Source organism: Gilliamella sp. B3482 (genome assembly GCF_026536805.1).
Taxonomy (GTDB): Bacteria; Pseudomonadota; Gammaproteobacteria; order Enterobacterales; family Orbaceae; genus Gilliamella; species Gilliamella apicola_E.
Map to the genome: position 1 here is coordinate 1 of NZ_JAFNNL010000005.1, position 17,461 is coordinate 17,461.

17 protein-coding genes and 1 pseudogene are annotated in these 17,461 nt (G+C 34.1%); 4 read left to right on the forward strand and 14 right to left on the reverse strand.

The features are described 5' to 3' along the window. Positions 1-226: 226 nt before the first annotated feature. From purT to tsaE, 10 genes and pseudogenes are all read right to left on the reverse strand, one after another. On the reverse strand, positions 227-1,408 hold the full coding sequence (gene purT / locus J3U18_RS08735; protein ID WP_267353676.1) for a formate-dependent phosphoribosylglycinamide formyltransferase: 1,182 nt from the start codon (positions 1,406-1,408) through the stop codon (positions 227-229). Positions 1,409-1,489: 81 nt separating this feature from the next. Next, positions 1,490-2,788 carry an adenylosuccinate synthase gene (locus tag J3U18_RS08740; RefSeq protein ID WP_065561908.1) on the reverse strand — a complete coding sequence of 433 codons (1,299 nt, stop codon included), beginning with the start codon at positions 2,786-2,788 and terminating at the stop codon, positions 1,490-1,492. A gap of 19 nt (positions 2,789-2,807) precedes the next feature. Continuing rightward, on the reverse strand, positions 2,808-3,770 hold the full coding sequence (hflC, locus tag J3U18_RS08745) for a protease modulator HflC (protein ID WP_267353678.1): 963 nt from the start codon (positions 3,768-3,770) through the stop codon (positions 2,808-2,810). A 10-nt stretch (positions 3,771-3,780) separates the two neighbouring features. Beyond that, positions 3,781-4,995: an FtsH protease activity modulator HflK gene (gene hflK, locus J3U18_RS08750; RefSeq protein WP_267353680.1), complete on the reverse strand. Its 1,215-nt coding sequence runs from the start codon at positions 4,993-4,995 to the stop codon at positions 3,781-3,783. A 23-nt stretch (positions 4,996-5,018) separates the two neighbouring features. Then, the gene (hflX, locus tag J3U18_RS08755; protein ID WP_267353682.1) at positions 5,019-6,314 is read right to left on the reverse strand and encodes a ribosome rescue GTPase HflX; all 1,296 of its coding nucleotides are present in this window, start codon (positions 6,312-6,314) and stop codon (positions 5,019-5,021) included. Positions 6,315-6,335: 21 nt separating this feature from the next. Further along, a complete protein-coding gene (gene hfq, locus J3U18_RS08760) occupies positions 6,336-6,581 on the reverse strand; it encodes an RNA chaperone Hfq (RefSeq protein WP_065561904.1) in 246 nt (81 codons plus the stop codon). A 311-nt stretch (positions 6,582-6,892) separates the two neighbouring features. After that, positions 6,893-7,804 (reverse strand): tRNA (adenosine(37)-N6)-dimethylallyltransferase MiaA, encoded by a 912-nt coding sequence (gene miaA, locus J3U18_RS08765; protein ID WP_267353684.1) that lies wholly within the window; start codon positions 7,802-7,804, stop codon positions 6,893-6,895. Next, positions 7,801-9,654, reverse strand: a complete 1,854-nt coding sequence (gene mutL, locus J3U18_RS08770; RefSeq protein ID WP_267353685.1) for a DNA mismatch repair endonuclease MutL — start codon at positions 9,652-9,654, stop codon at positions 7,801-7,803. The genes miaA and mutL overlap by 4 nt, the downstream gene beginning before the upstream one ends. Positions 9,655-9,674: 20 nt before the next feature. Continuing rightward, positions 9,675-10,367: pseudogene (locus J3U18_RS08775) on the reverse strand (N-acetylmuramoyl-L-alanine amidase); the annotation flags it as partial. A gap of 68 nt (positions 10,368-10,435) precedes the next feature. After that, a complete protein-coding gene (gene tsaE, locus J3U18_RS08780; protein ID WP_065735269.1) occupies positions 10,436-10,903 on the reverse strand; it encodes a tRNA (adenosine(37)-N6)-threonylcarbamoyltransferase complex ATPase subunit type 1 TsaE in 468 nt (155 codons plus the stop codon). A 135-nt stretch (positions 10,904-11,038) separates the two neighbouring features. Here tsaE and tusB point away from each other — a divergent pair, with 135 nt between their 5' ends. From tusB to J3U18_RS08795, 3 genes are all read left to right on the forward strand, one after another. Next, positions 11,039-11,320, forward strand: a complete 282-nt coding sequence (tusB, locus tag J3U18_RS08785) for a sulfurtransferase complex subunit TusB (protein WP_065561899.1) — start codon at positions 11,039-11,041, stop codon at positions 11,318-11,320. Positions 11,321-11,442: 122 nt separating this feature from the next. Then, on the forward strand, positions 11,443-12,006 hold the full coding sequence (locus J3U18_RS08790) for a Sua5/YciO/YrdC/YwlC family protein (protein WP_267337159.1): 564 nt from the start codon (positions 11,443-11,445) through the stop codon (positions 12,004-12,006). Between the two features lie 4 nt (positions 12,007-12,010). Continuing rightward, positions 12,011-13,117 (forward strand): anhydro-N-acetylmuramic acid kinase, encoded by a 1,107-nt coding sequence (locus J3U18_RS08795; protein WP_267353689.1) that lies wholly within the window; start codon positions 12,011-12,013, stop codon positions 13,115-13,117. Between the two features lie 6 nt (positions 13,118-13,123). Here J3U18_RS08795 and kdgR read toward each other — a convergent pair whose 3' ends face one another. The 4 genes from kdgR to J3U18_RS08815 form a co-directional block, all read right to left on the reverse strand. Further along, on the reverse strand, positions 13,124-13,918 hold the full coding sequence (gene kdgR, locus J3U18_RS08800) for a DNA-binding transcriptional regulator KdgR (protein ID WP_081299433.1): 795 nt from the start codon (positions 13,916-13,918) through the stop codon (positions 13,124-13,126). A 111-nt stretch (positions 13,919-14,029) separates the two neighbouring features. Beyond that, positions 14,030-14,350 carry a cupin domain-containing protein gene (locus tag J3U18_RS08805; RefSeq protein ID WP_267353690.1) on the reverse strand — a complete coding sequence of 107 codons (321 nt, stop codon included), beginning with the start codon at positions 14,348-14,350 and terminating at the stop codon, positions 14,030-14,032. Positions 14,351-14,445: 95 nt separating this feature from the next. Further along, a complete protein-coding gene (locus J3U18_RS08810) occupies positions 14,446-15,240 on the reverse strand; it encodes a gluconate 5-dehydrogenase (RefSeq protein WP_065735277.1) in 795 nt (264 codons plus the stop codon). Between the two features lie 47 nt (positions 15,241-15,287). Then, positions 15,288-16,460 (reverse strand): oligogalacturonate lyase family protein, encoded by a 1,173-nt coding sequence (locus tag J3U18_RS08815; protein WP_065561894.1) that lies wholly within the window; start codon positions 16,458-16,460, stop codon positions 15,288-15,290. 232 nt (positions 16,461-16,692) lie between these two features. Here J3U18_RS08815 and J3U18_RS08820 point away from each other — a divergent pair, with 232 nt between their 5' ends. Further along, complete coding sequence (locus tag J3U18_RS08820) at positions 16,693-17,328, forward strand: RpiB/LacA/LacB family sugar-phosphate isomerase (RefSeq protein ID WP_065735267.1); 636 nt, start codon at positions 16,693-16,695, stop codon at positions 17,326-17,328. Positions 17,329-17,461 lie beyond the last annotated feature (133 nt).

A 17,461-nucleotide genomic window follows, 5' to 3' on the forward strand; every position in this document is an offset into this window, starting at 1 on the left:
TGAGTCCGTAGACTTTTAATTTTTCGTCTCGCAAGTGCCCACACAGATTGTCTGTTTCTTCTTTTTAAAGAGCTGACAGCTTTAAATTTAACTAAACATTTTGGTGTTTTAGTTTGCTGTCTCAAGGGTTGCGTATGTTACTCACTTCACATGTTTACGTCAACCCCTATTTTGCAAAATTTGCTTTTTTTGGATTAAGTGATTGCTTTTTACACAAAGCAACGTCTTATAGGGTTATTTTTAATTGTTTTACGATAGCATCGGCTTTATTTATTGCTTCTTCCACTGTTACAGCACTAGCAAGTGCAACCCCCATTCTACGGCAACCTTCAACTTGTGGTTTGCCAAATAAATGTAAATCAGTATTTGGTTGACTTAATGCGTTATCTAAATTTGTGAACGATACCTGTTTTGATTCACCTTCAACCATTATGACCACAGATGCACTAGCATGATATTGTTCAATAAGTGGAATAGGCAAGCCTAATATAGCTCTGGCATGTAAGGCAAACTCAGATAGATTCTGGGAAATTAAAGTTACCATTCCGGTATCATGAGGACGAGGCGATACTTCACTAAACCAGACTTTATCGCCTTTAACAAATAGTTCAACACCAAATAAACCGTACCCGCCTAATGCTTGAGTTATTTTAGTTGCAATATCTTTTGCTTGCTCTAAAGCATTACAAGACATTTGTTGAGGCTGCCAAGATTCCCGATAATCACCTTTTTCCTGACGATGCCCAATCGGTTCACAGTAAGAAATACCATTGATATGCCTAACTGTTAATAAGGTAATTTCGTAATCAAAGTCGATAAAACCTTCTATAATGACTTTACCGCCACCAGCTCGACCACCTTCTTGTGCATATTTCCAGGCTAATTGAAGATCAGCTTCACTGCGTAATAATGTTTGCCCTTTACCGGAAGAGCTCATCACTGGTTTAACTAAGCAGGGATAACCAATCTCTTTTACAGCATCTTTAAATTCTATTTCGGTTGAAGCAAACCGATAAGGTGAAGTTGGTAGATTTAGTTGCTCAGCAGCGAGGCGACGAATTCCTTCTCTATTCATGGTTAACGCGACTGCTTTTGCAGTAGGAATAACCGTAAATCCCTCTTGCTCTAACTCAACTAAAGTTTGCGTTGCAATGGCTTCAATTTCAGGAACAATAAAATCCGGTTTTTCCTGTTCAATAATTTTTCTCAGTTCATTACCATCTAGCATATTAATAATATGATAACGATGAGCAACTTGCATTGCTGGTGCATTAGCATAGCGATCAACAGCAATAACTTCACAACCAAACCTTTGTAGCTCTATCACAACTTCTTTAGCCAATTCACCTGCGCCACACAGCATAACTTTGGTTGAAGTGGGTGATAACGGCGTCCCTAATTTAGCCATAATGTCCTCATACTCAGTTAACTATTTTTAATATCCTAAAAATAAAAAATCGGGAAAACGCACCCGATTTTTTATTTACAATTACGCTTGATAAGGATCACGTAGAATCATGGTTTCACTACGATCCGGACCTGTTGATATAATATCAATTGGTGTTTCGGTTAATTCTTCAATTCGTTTGATATAGGATTTGGCTGCTTGTGGTAAAGCATCATAACTTTTAATACCAAACGTTGACTCGCTCCAACCAGGCATAGACTCATATACAGGTTTTACTAAACTCCAATCTTCAGCAGCAGCTGGTGCATTTTTGATGACATCACCATTTGGTAATTGATAACCAACACAGATTTTGACTTCTTTAAGACCATCTAAAACATCAAGTTTAGTTAAACAGAAACCAGAAACTGAATTTAGTTGTACAGCTTTTCGTACAGCAACCGCATCAAGCCAACCAGTACGACGACGACGACCAGTTGTTGCACCAAATTCATTACCTTGTTTGCAAAGATATTCACCCACATCATCAAATAATTCAGTTGGGAAAGGGCCTGCACCGACACGAGTAGAGTAAGCTTTAACAATACCTAAAACATAACCAACATAACGAGGACCAAAGCCTGATCCTGTTGCTACACCGCCAGCAGTAGTATTTGAAGAGGTAACAAAAGGATAAGTACCATGATCAATATCAAGTAAAGTACCTTGCGCCCCTTCAAACATGATTCTTTCGCCTTTTTTTCGAGCATCTTCTAATAGCGTCGGAATATCTGCAATCATAGCCACTAAAATATCTGCAATCGCTAATGTGTCATCAAGGACTTTTTGATAATCAACCGCTTCAACTTTATAGTAATTTACTAATTGAAAGTTGTGGTATTCCATAACTTCTTTCAATTTTTCAGCAAATGCTTGGCGATCACGTAAATCACCTACACGCAATCCACGACGAGCGACTTTATCTTCATATGCAGGACCGATACCTCGACCTGTGGTACCTATCGCTTTATTACCACGTGCTTTTTCTCGAGCTTGGTCTAATGCTATATGATAAGGCAATATTAAAGGACATGATTCTGAAATTAGAAGTCTCTCTTTAACAGGGATACCATTTTCCTCAAGCTCTTTCATCTCTTTCATAAGAGCATCAGGACAAAGCACAACGCCATTTGCGATGATGCTAATGACATCATTACGTAAAATACCTGATGGAATTAAATGTAATACTGTTTTTTCACCATTAATAACTAAGGTATGGCCAGCATTATGTCCGCCTTGATAACGTACCACATATTTTGCTTTTTCTGTGAGTAAATCAACAACTTTTCCTTTGCCTTCATCACCCCATTGTGTACCTAGCACAACAACATTATTACTCATAGTTTATTTACTCATTGTATTATTTGTTAGACTTTAGTTTCATATATCGGAAAAATTCACTATCAGGACTAATGACCATAACATCATTACCTGTAAAGCTTTGTTCATAAGCTTTTAAACTACGAATAAAACTAAAAAACTCGATATCATTACCAAAAGCATCAGCATAAAGTTTAGCTGCATTTGCATCACCTTCACCACGAATAGATCGAGCTTGGCGCTCAGCTTCTGATATTATTTTAGTTTTCTCAAATGTAGCTTTCGCTCTTATTTCTTCTGCAGTTTTAACACCTTCATATCGTTTTTCACGCGCAATAATATCACGTTCAGCTCGCATGTTAGCATAAATTGATCCTGACACTTCAGCTGGGAAATTGATTTGCTTGATTCGAACATCAATCACAACAACGCCAAAAGCTCTTAAACTGGCTTTACTGTTTTCAGGATCTTTTTTCGCATCATTAACTAATTTGTCGATAGGTAAATTTTCTTCAATTTCTTGTGGTGAACCATTTAATGCATCTTTAACACTTGCCATCAATGAATTTCTTGATTTGGTATCAGCATTAGTATCATTAATGATATCTCGGTTACTTAATTTACCTATTTCAGAACGCAAACGACCATTTAAACGAGCCAAAATTAAGTCGTTAACATCATTACCACCAGCAATAGTTTCATAATAACGATTAAAATCAACAATTTTCCATTGCACAAAATAATCAACGATTAACTCTTTCTTTTGAACGTTAAAAAAGCGCTTTTCGTTACTATTATTTGAACTATTAGTGGTTTGTATTTTAGCATCGATTATTTTAATACTATCAACAAGTGGCATTTTAAAATGGAGACCCGGTTGAGATAACCCAATAATTTTATTAAAACGTAGAACAACACCACGCGTGCCTTCCTCAACCACATAAACACTAGAATAAAGGCCAACAATTAAAATTAAAACTATAGGAATCAATAATTTTCGCATTTTTCTCTCCTTATCGACCCATAGCTCGGTTACTTCGATTAGTAGAACTATTATTATGAGTTGTAGTGTTATCAGTTGTAGAATTTTGTGCTTCATTTTTATTTTGAGAAGCATTATCCACTGTTTCTGAAGCTGTAGACGGATTAATATTGTCATCACTACTTAAATCTGATAATTTTGCCGATTCAGGTTCAAGTTTATTTTTCATTAATTGCTCTAACGGTAATACCAATAAGTTACCACTCTTATCATTAACAATCACTTTTTGAGTTTTAGCTAATATTTTTTCCATTGTTTCAATATATAAACGATCTTTGGTAATTTCAGGCGCGGCTTTATATTGAGGTAATAATTTTTCAAACCGTGCAACGTCACCAGCTGCTTCTAATTCAACTTGTACTTTATAAGCATTTGCATCCTCTAAGATAGTAGCAGCACGACCTTCTGCTTGGTGAATTAACTGCACTTTATAAGATGTAGCTTTTTTTATTTCTCGCTCACTATCATTTTGAGCTCGAATAGCATCAGCATAAGCATCTTGTACTTCGACAGGAGGACGCGCTACTTGGAAGTTAATATCGACAATAGTAATACCCATATCATAATAAGAAATAACATTGATAAGTTCTTCTTTAGTACTGTTCTCTAACACTGAACGTCCATCAGAAATAATTGCATCAATATTAGAACTGCCGATAGATGTTCTAAGCGCACTATCTGCTGCTTGGCGTAAGCTATCTTCAACATTAGTTACATTAAATAAATATTTGATAGGATCGCTGATTCGATATTGAACATTCATTTCAACAAAGACCAGATTTTCACCGTTATCACTAGTCGTTATAATATCACCCTGAACATTAAAGTTATAAGTTCCTTGGGTATCTACTTTATAAACTGTATCAATAAATGCTGGATTCCAATTTAAACCAGGTTGGATAATTTCAGGTTGAACTTGTCCAAAACGAGTTATTACACCTCGTTGGTTTTGGTTGATGGTATAAAAACCACTTACCCCCCAAATCAAAGCAAGCACTAAAATCATCGACATAATAATTTTAGAAGAACTCAAGTTAATATCTGAGGAACCTCGATTATTACTTGATCCACCTTTTTTTAAGAGATCTTTAATTTGATCAAATATTCCTCCCGACGAAGAATTGGAAGGTTTATTTCCCCATGGGTCGTTATCTTGTCCGTTATTGCCGGGCTGATTCCACGCCATATTTTATATGCTCCATTTAACAATTAGTTGTTATTTTGCGTATTGATTAAGTATAACAGATCTGGCTCTTGTTTACAGAGGCGATTCCATTCAATTAAAGGTATTCTTATATTTAGGTGAAAACTCCCATCATCTTCAATGACTTCATTCTCCACTGCATTTAATTTATATAGCCGACTTCTAAGTTTAGCTAAATAAGGAGGTAAGTTTAATTGGCAAACTTGAATTTGCCCAGAGAGCCTCTCTTTTAATGCGGTAAATAAAAGATCTAATCCTAAACTATTTTGAGCTGAAATCCAAACGCGAATTGGTACACCATTTTCGTCCCGATCAATACTCGGTTCCTTACCTTCTATTAAATCAATTTTATTCATCACTAACAAAGTAGGAATATCATGTGCATCAATTTCCAGTAATACCTCATCAACGGCATGAATATTATCTAATATATTAGGATCAGCTGCATCAACAACATGTAATAGTAGTGATGCTTCCTGTGTTTCTAATAAAGTTGCTTTAAAAGCAGCAATAAGATCATGCGGTAAATGACGTATAAATCCGACTGTATCAGCTAAAACAATCTCTCCAACATCTTCAACATTAATGCGTCTTAAAGTAGGATCTAGCGTCGCAAACAATTGATCGGCAGCATAAACTTCAGCATTAGTTAATGCATTAAAGAGAGTCGATTTACCAGCATTTGTATAACCAACTAATGATACCGTTGATAAATCTGCTTTACTTCTAGATTGACGATTTTGATTGCGCTGTTTTTCAACTTTAGCAAGTCTTGATAAAATTAATTGAATACGATGGCGAATTAATCTTCTATCAGTTTCTAACTGAGTTTCACCAGGTCCACGAAGGCCAATTCCACCTTTTTGGCGTTCTAAATGAGTCCAACCACGAACTAATCGAGTAGATAAATATTGCAATTGTGCTAATTCAACTTGTAATTTACCTTCATGTGTTCTAGCGCGCTGAGCAAAAATATCGAGAATTAATCCAGTTCTATCTACTACGCGACATTCACATAATTGCTCAAGATTGCGTTCTTGGGTCGGTGTTAAAGTATGATTAACTAAAATGACTGAAGCATTAAGTTCTTTTACTTTATCGGCGATTTCTAATGCTTTTCCTTCACCAATAAAATATTTAGCTTGTGGGGACTTTTTTGAGGTTGTCACAATATCGAGAATTTCAATTTGAGCAGAAGAAACAAGCACTTCAAACTCTTTTAAATCCTCGATATCGCTTTCTTGAGGGAAGAATACATGGACTAATAAGGCAGATTCACCACCTTTATATCGCTCAAACAATCACATTCTCCACCCAACTAATTAGCTTTCGCTGTCCTCTTCAGGTTGTGATATCAATCCAGAAATTGGTCTTGATGGTACCACAGTTGAGATAGCGTGCTTATATACCATTTGGCTAACAGTATTTTTTAATAAAATAACAAACTGATCAAATGATTCAATTTGTCCTTGTAATTTAATACCGTTAACTAAATAAATAGATACAGGAATATGCTCGCGACGAAGCAAATTTAAATAAGGATCTTGTAATGACTGCCCTTTTGACATGAGTTTATCCTTTAAGATGAAATAAAAATATAAAGATAAAATAAGTTTACAATCAACATAATAATTTAATTGATCGCAATATAAAATACTTATGTAGTATTTACCAAAATAACATAAAAAACTCAGCTCTTAAACTAATCAACAGTAATTTATGCACAAATAACTAAAAATTTAATAAATTAACGAAATTTATACAAACAAGTAACCTTAATCGTTAAGAAAAGTAGAAATTTTTTTAAGAAATGAAAAAATTTAGCGTATTATAATAACCAATAGAAAAAATACCAAAAACTATTACTACTATTTGTAACTTAAAAAATCTGATTAAGAATTGAATCTATATTATCATTATTTAACCATGTTATCGATTGTTTCCAACCTCTAAGCCATGTAATTTGCCTTTTTGCTAATTGGCGAGTAGCACAAATTCCTTTAAAAACCATTTCATCATAACTAGTATCGCCATTTAAATATTCCCACATTTGACGATACCCTACGCAACGTATAGAAGGTAGATTTAAATGAAGATCGGGGCGCTGCATAAGTTTTTTTACTTCATCTTCAAAGCCTTGATCTAGCATTTGTAAAAAGCGTTGTTCAATTCGTTGATGTAATTCTGCTCTATCTTCCGGCATGATAGCTAATTGCATAATATCATAAGGTAATGCATCACCACTTTCTTTAGTTAATTCAGTTAAACTTTTACCAGTAATAAGATAAACCTCTAATGCTCGATTAAGGCGTTGTGGATCATTGGGATGGATTCGCTGAGCTGATACAGGATCAACTTTTTTTAACTCCTCATGAATCGCTTGCCAACCTAATCGATTTGCTTTTTCCTCAATTTGATCGCGAATATCACTATTTGCCGCAGGAAGAGGAGAAAGTCCTTCAATTAACGCCTTAAAATACAACATTGTTCCACCAACTAATAATGGCGTTCGGCCATTACTTAATGATTTTTCAATTTCTACAATAGCATCATGCCTAAAGTTAGCAGCAGAATAACTTTCTGCAGGGTCACAAATATCAATAAGTTTATGTGGATATTTAAGTTGTTCTTCTTTAGTTGGTTTTGCACTGCCAATATCCATACCTCGATAAATAAGTGCGGAATCAACACTAATAATATCTATAGGATACTTGTCGTAAAGCACCATGGCATAAGCGGTTTTACCCGATGCGGTTGGCCCCATTAACGAAATAATTTTTGGTTTATTCATGATAAAATTGATTGTGAAAAAGATTGAAGATCAATCGGATATAAAAAGCTATCTTGTTGTAATAAATTAATATCTATCTGTTCTAATTGTACTAATAACTCGATAGCTTTAGTTACATTCCAATTTTCAACAGAATCATCTCCACAATTTTCAACCAACCAAGCTATAATTTGCGTTGGATCGAGCACATCCTTACCGGATGATAAAAGAAACGAAATTAAAGTTGGTAATAATTTTTGCCAATTTGTAGTTCTTAACATTTTTGGCACATTATGCAAATGCAATTTTGCTTTATCAATATAAAAATCAAAGCCTAAAAACTTCAATTGTTCTTGATAATCATTTAATACTTTTTGTTCTTTCTTATTAATTAAAATTGTCAATGGAATGAGTAATCTTTCTGACTCGTTAGATAATAATTTAACTGAATTTACTTTCTGTTGAGCAACCGACAAATTCATTAACATAAACTTTTGTTGATTATCTTCTGATTTTTCAATTAAAGCTATATCTGGTTGAATAACCGTTAATACTTTACCAAATTGTATTAGTGAAGATCTATCAATTTGCTGATGTAGTGATTGCAAAGGTACATTTCGTTTAGGAAACAATCCCTCAATAACCGCTTGTTGTGGTGCAGTTATAGAACTATCATCATCCGATAATTCAAATGATTTTAAGAGCGTTTTTTCTATTGCTCCTTTTAACTTAGTATCAACCAATTGCCCATATAGTCTATTTTCTTTAACATGATTAATTGCTTTTTTAGGTAATGCGCTAGTTGGTGAATAAGTTTTATTCTCAGTTTTATTATTAAAAATATTCTCACCTGCTGCTTGCCGATTCGGCATCATTAGCACATTTTCGTCATTGGCAAGTTGTTGGTTTGACTCAAGCGCCATGACAATAGCTTGATAAACAAAATCATGCACCAATCTTGCTTCATGAAAACGCACTTCATGCTTAGCAGGATGAACATTCACATCAATTTGTTTAGGGTCGATCTGTAAAAAAATGACATAACTCTGTTGTTCATTAGTCCGGCTACTATAAGCTTGACGCAAAGCATGATTAATTAATTTATCTTTTATTACCCGCCCATTAACATAAAAATATTGCAACTCACTCACTTCACTGCTACTTACCCATCCTTGAATGAATAAATCATTATGTTGCCAATCTAATTTTATCGCTTTTTGAACAAATGTACGTCCACAAACTAATTCAACACGTTTTTCAAGAAGTGATTCTCGATACTGTTTGACGAGTTTCCCATTGTGCTGCAAATTAAAAGTAATATCAGGTCTAGCAAGTGCAATTCGACGAACAAACTCCTCAATATGCATAAATTCTGTTTTATCAGTTTTAAGAAAGCGACGTCTAGCAGGCGTATTGTAAAACAGATCAAGAACTTCAACCGTCGTTCCAACAGGATGTGCAGCCGGTTTAATTGTTGGTTTCATTTCACGACCTTCAGCATAAACTTGCCATGCCTCAGACTGATCGGCTGTGCGTGAAGTTAAGGTTAACCGAGCAACAGAACTGATACTTGCCAGCGCTTCACCACGAAACCCCAAACTCATTATGGTATCTAAATCATCCAACGTATTAATTTTGCTGGTTGCATGGCGAGCTAAAGCTAATGCCAATTCATCTTTAGCAATACCATTACCATTATCACGAATACGAATTAATTTACTGCCACCTTGTTCAACATCAATATCAATTTGAGTACTACCAGCGTCAATGCTGTTTTCAACTAACTCTTTGATCACCGATACTGGTCTTTCAACCACTTCACCAGCAGCGATTTGGTTAGCTAATTGAGGAGATAATATATGAATAGCCATTAATGCTGTTTCCCAAAATTAGGGTTCTGTTTGACATAATTTTTTATACCTTGATAAATCAATTTAGCAATTTTATCTTGATGAGCATTACTTGATAACAAACTTTCTTCAGTTTCGTTAGTAATAAATCCAACTTCAATTAATATTGAAGGGATATCAGGTGAACGCAATACACCTAAACTTGCATGTTCAGGCCTATTCTTATGCAATTTAATAACACCTTTCATCTCTTTTAAAACCTGAGTGGCTAATTCATAGCCAACCTGCTGTGAATATGAAAACTGTAAATCTAGTACTGCTTGACTTAAATTTTGGTCATGATCATCACTTAATGCATCACCAGCACCGCCTAATAGTTGAGATTGCTTTTCATCTTGTTCAAGCCAGCGCCCCAATTCTGTATCCGCTCGCTTAGTAGATAATACCCAAACTGATGCACCAGACGCGCTGCGATTAGGAGCGGCATCTGCATGGATAGAAATTAATAAGTTTGCTTTACTTTTACGGGCAATATCAGAACGCTGAGGAACAGAAATAAAATTGTCCGTACTACGTGTTAATACGCCTTTAAAGTTAGGATCTTTATTCAATAAATTAGTTAATTTTTTTGCTATCGAAATGGTGACATTTTTTTCGTATAACTTATTTTTACCAACGGCACCCGAATCCTTACCACCATGACCAGCATCAACAGCAATGATAACTTGTGAAGCATAAACTGAGCCACAAAGCAGTAATAATATAAAAAAAGTGAGTATTTTTTTCATTTTTTTCGCTAATTTTATTGGTTAATAATAGCTTGCCCTTTTTCACTGTTTGCTTGCAAACAAACTGTGCGTTCAAGCGCCAAATAAGCCAAATGAATTTCAATATCAGCAGGAGGTAAAATACCTTCAGCCTGCATAGGCCACTCAATTAAGCAAATTGATTTCGATGAAAAATATTCACGAATCCCCATAAACTCTAACTCTTCTGGATCAGCTAATCGATATAAGTCAAAGTGATATACTGAAAACATATCAAATTGATAAGGTTCAACAAGAGTATAAGTCGGACTTTTAACATTTCCGACATGTCCAAGCTGCTGCAAAAAGCCACGGCTAAACGTTGTTTTACCAGCACCAAGATCACCTATCAGATATATAACAATTGCACTATCATGATTAGACAAATATTTTAAACACTGCTCAGCCAATTGTTGACCAAACAAAATTGTTTCTTGTTCATTGGCTAAAATAATAGGTTTCATGACGAATTCTTTGCTCAATAAATAGTCCTTATTATATACTAATAAAGATGTACCAAGTAAAATTAACTCTAATTTATATCAAAAAAAGTTGAGGAACGGGGTTTTTGAAGGGTAATTTAAAGGTAAAAGGAACAAATGCTACATACCATCACAACAAATAACCAATCAACAATTGATCCAACGCTAATTTCAGCGCAAGATGCAGTACTTTTCTGGCAAAATGGCGTAATTATAGCTTGTCAAAATAATCCCATATTGAAGGCTATTTTACAAAATACCCAAAATTGTTTTGTGCTTGATAATGATATTAATGCTCGTAGTTTAGCTTCACTAATAGATCCAAGAGTAAAAATAATCAGTATGCAGCAGGTTGTTGATTTAACTGTTAACTATTTCCCACAAATGAATTGGGAGTAATTTAACTAATTATCTTAAACCAGTATTTATCTTAATATCACTGCTACCATCTTCAATTTGCAAATAGGCTTACCTCAGTTTAATATAATTTTTAACAATAGTTGGTAAACATACAAAATTTAATGGCAAACTTATTAAGTCTTTTAGAAATCAATTCATTATTAAAAAAAGGTGAAGTGGTTGCTTATCCAACTGAAGCTGTTTTTGGTTTAGGTTGTGATCCCGATTGTGAATCAGCAGTTTTTAAATTGTTAAAATTAAAACAACGTTCAGTTGAAAAAGGTTTAATTTTAATTGCGAGTCACTATGAACAACTGATCCCTTATATTGATCAATCGGCTTTAACTCAAGTTCAAAAACAGATGGCTATTGATAGTTGGCCCGGCCCTAACACGTGGGTTTTTCCGAAAAATGTTAATACTCCAAATTTTTTGAGCGGAAAGTATCATTCTATTGCCGTTCGCGTTACTGATCATCCATTAGTATGTAAACTTTGTGATTTATTTGGTAAGCCATTAGTTTCGACCAGTGCCAACCTCTCTGGACATCAATCTTGTAAAACAGCAATTGAAGTTGCAAACCAATTTGGTCAATTTTTTCCAATTTTAGATGGTAAAACCGGTGAGCGTTCACAACCATCAATCATTCGGGATGTCCAAACTGGCACTATCATTCGACAAGGATAATATTATGCAAAATTTATACATTGGCGTAATGTCAGGTACCAGTATGGATGGTGTTGATATTGCATTAGTTGATATTACTGATGGGAAAATTACTTCGATTGCTAGTGATTGCTACCCAATGCCAACTGAAATTAAAAGCCAATTATTAACGCTTTGTAATAGTAAGCAAACTACATTACAAGCGCTCGGTGAGCTTGATCACCAACTTGGTATGCTTTACGCAAAAAGCATTGATCAGTTTATAAAGCAAAATCATATTGATAAAAAACAAGTTAAAGCCATTGGTTGCCATGGGCAAACTATTTATCATTCTCCTAATAGCCAACATCCCTTTACTATGCAAATTGGTGATGCCAATATCATTGCTGCTAAAACAGGCATTACAACAATTGCTGATTTTCGTCGTAAAGATATGGCTTATGGTGGCCAAGGAGCACCATTAGTTCCGGCTTTTCACAAAGCGATATTCTTAAATCCGTCAATTAACTGTGTTGTTTTAAATATTGGTGGTATTAGCAATATTTCCGTTCTAATACCAGGCCAACCTGTAATTGGTTATGACACTGGGCCAGGCAATGTTTTACTTGATAGTTGGATAAATAAAAATCTAGGGAAAAACTACGATAAAGACGGCTTATGGGCTAAATTAGGAAAAGTTGATCAAAGTTTATTAAATACCTTATGTGATGAAAATTATTTTCAACTACCAGCCCCAAAAAGTACTGGTAGAGAATTATTTAACTTAACTTGGCTTAACCAAAAACTCAGTAACTTCAATCTAAACGCTCAAGATATTCAAGCAACACTCGTTGAATTTACTGCTACTACTGTTGCTCATGAGATTAATAAATTATCAATAAATGCTCATTTACCTTGTCAATTGCTAGTTTGTGGCGGAGGGGCAAAAAATCCTCTGATTATGAAACGATTGTCAGCATTATTACCAAAATGGGAAGTTTTGACCACAGATGTGAAAGGGGTAAACAGTGACGATATGGAAGCGATTGCTTTCGCTTGGCTTGCATATTGTAGGATGAATAATATTCCATCTAATATTCCAGAAGTAACTGGAGCAAACCAAGCGGTAAGCTTAGGAGTTATTTATCAATAATAACCTTTAATCTGATAATTTTGATTGCTTATTATAACCAATTAGTTCAGATATTTTAGCGGCAGCTTGGCTAATTTCACCGACAAGTTTAGCTTCATCTTCTGCTGTATTACATCTAAAGATAGAGGTAGATAAACTTAAAGCTGCAATAATATTACCTAAACGATTATAAATTGGCACTGCAAAACAACGTAAACCAAGCTCTGATTCTTCATCATCTTTGCCATAACCTAAACGTTTAACTTCATCAAGTTCAGCAAAAAATGCCTCTTTATTAGTGATTGTTTTAGGTGTGTATTGAACAAAATTAATGCCATTTACTAAGCTTTTTTTGCTTTCATCATCTAACCAAGCCAACAAAACCTTACCTAATCCACTGGCATGTACAGTTGCTTGATTACCAATTTTAGAGGTTAAACAAAGACTATACTGTTCAGATGCCACTTTATTAATATAAATAATTTGGTCACCTTCACGAACGGCTAAATGGATCGTTTCTTTAGTTTTATCCCTTAGCTTTCTCATTTCTAAATCAGCAATAGCTAAAAAGTTTTGGTGATAAAGTACACGGTTGCCTAAATCAAGTAATTTTAAATTAAGAGAATATTTATCTGAATCTTCTTCTTGATTAACATAACCTAATGATTTCATGGTTTGTAAAAAACGGTAGGCAGTGCTTTTAGGCATCATTACTTTTTGCGATAATTCTGATATAGCAATGTCTTTAGATTCGGATAAAGCTTCTAAAATTCCGAAAACTTTTAAAACCGAAGCAACCGATTCTGGTGAGCTATCATTCATTATTAGCACATCTCCTTACTAAAAATTAGTCATTATTCTATTATTAAATGATCAACTAGAACAAATCAAAATTATCGAAAGTATATCATAATTAATAATGAACTAGCTATTTTATAAAAAATCTAATCTTTGAGGAGTAAACATATCAAGCAAAACACCAGCTTGTTTGCAAACACAACCATGTTCAATATTGGTTTTTTTATATAATGTATCACCAGCACGAACAATCTTAGTCTCATCACCGATAGTAAATTCAAATTCACCAGACAAAACATAGGTTAGTTGTTCATGTGGATGATGATGCATCGCACCAATTGCGCCAGTTTCAAAATGAACTTCAACCGCCATCATATTACCATCATGAGCTAAAATTTTACGTTTAACCCCATTTCCTAAATCAATTAATTCAATATCTGAATTAAAACAAAACATGACATTACTCCTAAATTTATAAAAAAACAGAGATAATAAATAATATCCTTTTATTTTATTATCTCTTAAATTATCTAATTTTTAACCTTATTTTATTAAGGTTGTTTACCGATATAAGCTAAAATACCACCATCAACATAAAGAATATGGCCGTTAACAAAATTTGATGCTTCCGATGCTAAAAATACGGCTGCACCAGCTAAATCATCAGGAGTCCCCCATCGGCCTGCCGGTGTTTTAGCAATAATGAACTGATCAAATGGGTGACGAGAACCATCTGCTTGTTTTTCACGTAATGGCGCAGTTTGAGGAGTGGCAATATAACCTGGACCAATACCGTTACATTGAATATTGGCATGACCAAATTCAGAACAGATATTTTTGGTTAACATTTTTAAACCACCTTTAGCCGATGCATAACCTACAACCGTTTCACGACCAAGTTCACTCATCATTGAACAGATGTTGATAATTTTGCCACTTCCTTTTTTGATCATTGAAGGAAGGACTGCTTTTGCCATAATAAATTGACCTGTTAAGTCGATATCAATAATTTTACGATAATCAGCCGCACTTGTTTCAAGCATTGATTTGCGTTGAATAATACCAGCATTGTTGACTAAAATATCAATCACACCATGTTCTTTTTCAATTTGAGCAATGGATTTTTCAACAGCAGCTTCATCCGTAATATCAAATAGATAGCCATGGGCATCAATACCAGCTGCTTTATAAGCATCAAGTCCTTTTTGTAAATTTTCAGGCACGACATCATTAAATACGATTTTCGCTCCGGCACCGGCTAATGATTTTGCTATCTCAAAACCGATGCCATAAGAAGCGCCCGTTACCAGCGCTATTTTATTGTTGAGTGAAAATTTATTTAAAATCGACATAATTATATTCTCCGTTATAGTTATGATAGACAAAAGGTCTATCACATTTCTTCTAATATGTTAGCTGGCACTTTGGTTAAATAAAGTGCAGGTTCATCTTGTGCATCACATGAATATAAAACGTATTTATTATCAGGTGAAAATGATGGATGAGGGTGAGTAACTTGACGATCACCATCTAAAACTCGCCATGTACTATTATGCTTAACCAACTTATGAGCTGTTTTTGTTTTAGGTGCTAAAATATAAAGCCATGGATCATTTTCAATTTTATAGCCACTTGTATCTATTACATCTACAGGACTGCCTGTTCCATCACCAATATAAAGTGTGCCATCAAAATTACTCATTAAGTGCGAACAAGCTGGCATCTCCATAATTTCTTTATCTTCATCAGTTACCGGATTATATAGACGAATATATCGTTCTTGTTGCCCTTTCATATAAGATACATAAGCTAATCCAGAACCATCTGGAACCCAAAATTCATGAGTGCAACTTTCACCAGGTAAATTATCATGCGCTTTTCTTTCATTTTTACCATCACGATCAACCAACCAAATCCTTGCATCAACTAAATCATGAGGACCTTCATGGCAAAATGCGATAGTTTTATCATCAAAAGGTCTAAAAATTGGGTGACCTAACCATACATTCTGATCAATAACTGTTTTAGCTACACCGGTTTCAATATCAATCTTGATTAAACGGCAGTGTGGATTCTTATCATAAAATGCTTTAAATATTGTCCAATCGGTAAGTGGCGTCCAATCTTTTTTATCAATTTCAATTCCAACAATTTCATTACAATCACTATTAGCAACCCATGTGCCGTAACCAACCCATTCATCAGGAACAGTATAAACATTTTTTTCTTCTAATGTTTCAAGATTAACTTGTTGTAAGTTACGTTCATTTTTAACATAGTATAAAAATTTGTCATCTGGTGATAAAAAACCGCCGAAAGTATTATCGCCAGGTCCTTCAGTAAGTTGTTTTGCTGTTTGTTTTTCAATATCGAGTAAATAATAGTTACGATGAGTATCAAATTCACCAGCAAAAAGTAATTTTTGACCATCATTGGTAAAACATTTTTGATAAAAATAATTACGGTGGCATAAAATACCTTCTGGAGTTAACCGAATAATTTCATTTTTTGAATCTTCATCTGTAAATGATGAATATGATAGCCTTACGATATTCCCCTTAGCCATATGTACTCCCTGAATATAAATATAATTAAATGTTTAAAAGATTTTCATTTATTAAATATAGTAATATAAAAATTAAGACGTTTTTGTGACTTTCATCACATTGCAATAAATTTATTAAAACATCGTTTTATTTTAGTTAAAAAAATTGATATATTTTTGGGTGAGCTTATAATGAAAACGAAATGTACTAATATATAATTAGTTATTATTTCTATCAAAATAGAGGAAAATCATGAAAATAGCACTAATGAACGAATTTAGCCAAGCAGCTAAAAATCCAATTATTTTAAATGAATTGAAAAATGCAACTGAGAAATACGGACATACTGTTTTTAACGTTGGCATGGATGGCGACAATGATAAAAAATTAACTTATGTTCATTTAGGTATTATTAGCGCTATTTTATTAAACAGTAAAGCCGTTGATTTTGTTATCACAGGATGTGGTACAGGACAAGGCGCATTAATGGCGTTAAATGCATTCCCAGGTGTTAACTGTGGTTATTGTATTGAACCTACTGATGCCTATTTATTTGCACAAGTAAATAACGGTAATGCGTTATCACTTGCATTTGCTAAAGGCTTTGGTTGGGGTGCAGAACTCAATGCTCGTTATATTTTTGAAAAAGCATTTGATGGCGAAAAAGGATTGGGTTATCCACCTGAGCGTCGTGAATCTCAGAATGCTAATGCTGTAATTTTAAATGATATGAAAAATGCAGCAGGAAAAAGTTTAATTGAAGCATTGAAGTCAATTGATCAATCATTACTTAAAGATGCGATCAGAGGTGAGCGTTTCCAAAAATGTTTATTTGAAAATAGTCAAGATCCTGAAATAACCAATTACATCAAAAGCTTACTAGCTTAATTTAGAGTTTACTACATCCTTCAATTTTGTGCCATTTCAACTTAACTGGTGAAATGGCTCAATTCACTATTTTTAATCGTTTCTAACTTAATAGAATAAATTCTAATGTATTTTTCATTAACAAATGATTAAA

What these genes read in the sequence shown, in the direction of transcription:
- tusB (WP_065561899.1), top strand. Translation starts at nt 11,039, where the DNA reads ATGCTACATACCATCACAACAAATAACCAATCAACAATTGATCCAACG.
- hfq (WP_065561904.1), bottom strand. Translation starts at nt 6,581, where the DNA reads ATGTCAAAAGGGCAGTCATTACAAGATCCTTATTTAAATTTGCTTCGT.
- miaA (WP_267353684.1), bottom strand. Translation starts at nt 7,804, where the DNA reads ATGAATAAACCAAAAATTATTTCGTTAATGGGGCCAACCGCATCGGGT.
- tsaE (WP_065735269.1), bottom strand. Translation starts at nt 10,903, where the DNA reads ATGAAACCTATTATTTTAGCCAATGAACAAGAAACAATTTTGTTTGGT.
- J3U18_RS08820 (WP_065735267.1), top strand. Translation starts at nt 16,693, where the DNA reads ATGAAAATAGCACTAATGAACGAATTTAGCCAAGCAGCTAAAAATCCA.
- J3U18_RS08795 (WP_267353689.1), top strand. Translation starts at nt 12,011, where the DNA reads ATGCAAAATTTATACATTGGCGTAATGTCAGGTACCAGTATGGATGGT.
- J3U18_RS08740 (WP_065561908.1), bottom strand. Translation starts at nt 2,788, where the DNA reads ATGAGTAATAATGTTGTTGTGCTAGGTACACAATGGGGTGATGAAGGC.
- purT (WP_267353676.1), bottom strand. Translation starts at nt 1,408, where the DNA reads ATGGCTAAATTAGGGACGCCGTTATCACCCACTTCAACCAAAGTTATG.
- kdgR (WP_081299433.1), bottom strand. Translation starts at nt 13,918, where the DNA reads ATGAATGATAGCTCACCAGAATCGGTTGCTTCGGTTTTAAAAGTTTTC.
- J3U18_RS08815 (WP_065561894.1), bottom strand. Translation starts at nt 16,460, where the DNA reads ATGGCTAAGGGGAATATCGTAAGGCTATCATATTCATCATTTACAGAT.
- hflK (WP_267353680.1), bottom strand. Translation starts at nt 4,995, where the DNA reads ATGGCGTGGAATCAGCCCGGCAATAACGGACAAGATAACGACCCATGG.
- J3U18_RS08790 (WP_267337159.1), top strand. Translation starts at nt 11,443, where the DNA reads ATGGCAAACTTATTAAGTCTTTTAGAAATCAATTCATTATTAAAAAAA.
- hflC (WP_267353678.1), bottom strand. Translation starts at nt 3,770, where the DNA reads ATGCGAAAATTATTGATTCCTATAGTTTTAATTTTAATTGTTGGCCTT.
- J3U18_RS08805 (WP_267353690.1), bottom strand. Translation starts at nt 14,350, where the DNA reads ATGTTTTGTTTTAATTCAGATATTGAATTAATTGATTTAGGAAATGGG.
- mutL (WP_267353685.1), bottom strand. Translation starts at nt 9,654, where the DNA reads ATGGCTATTCATATATTATCTCCTCAATTAGCTAACCAAATCGCTGCT.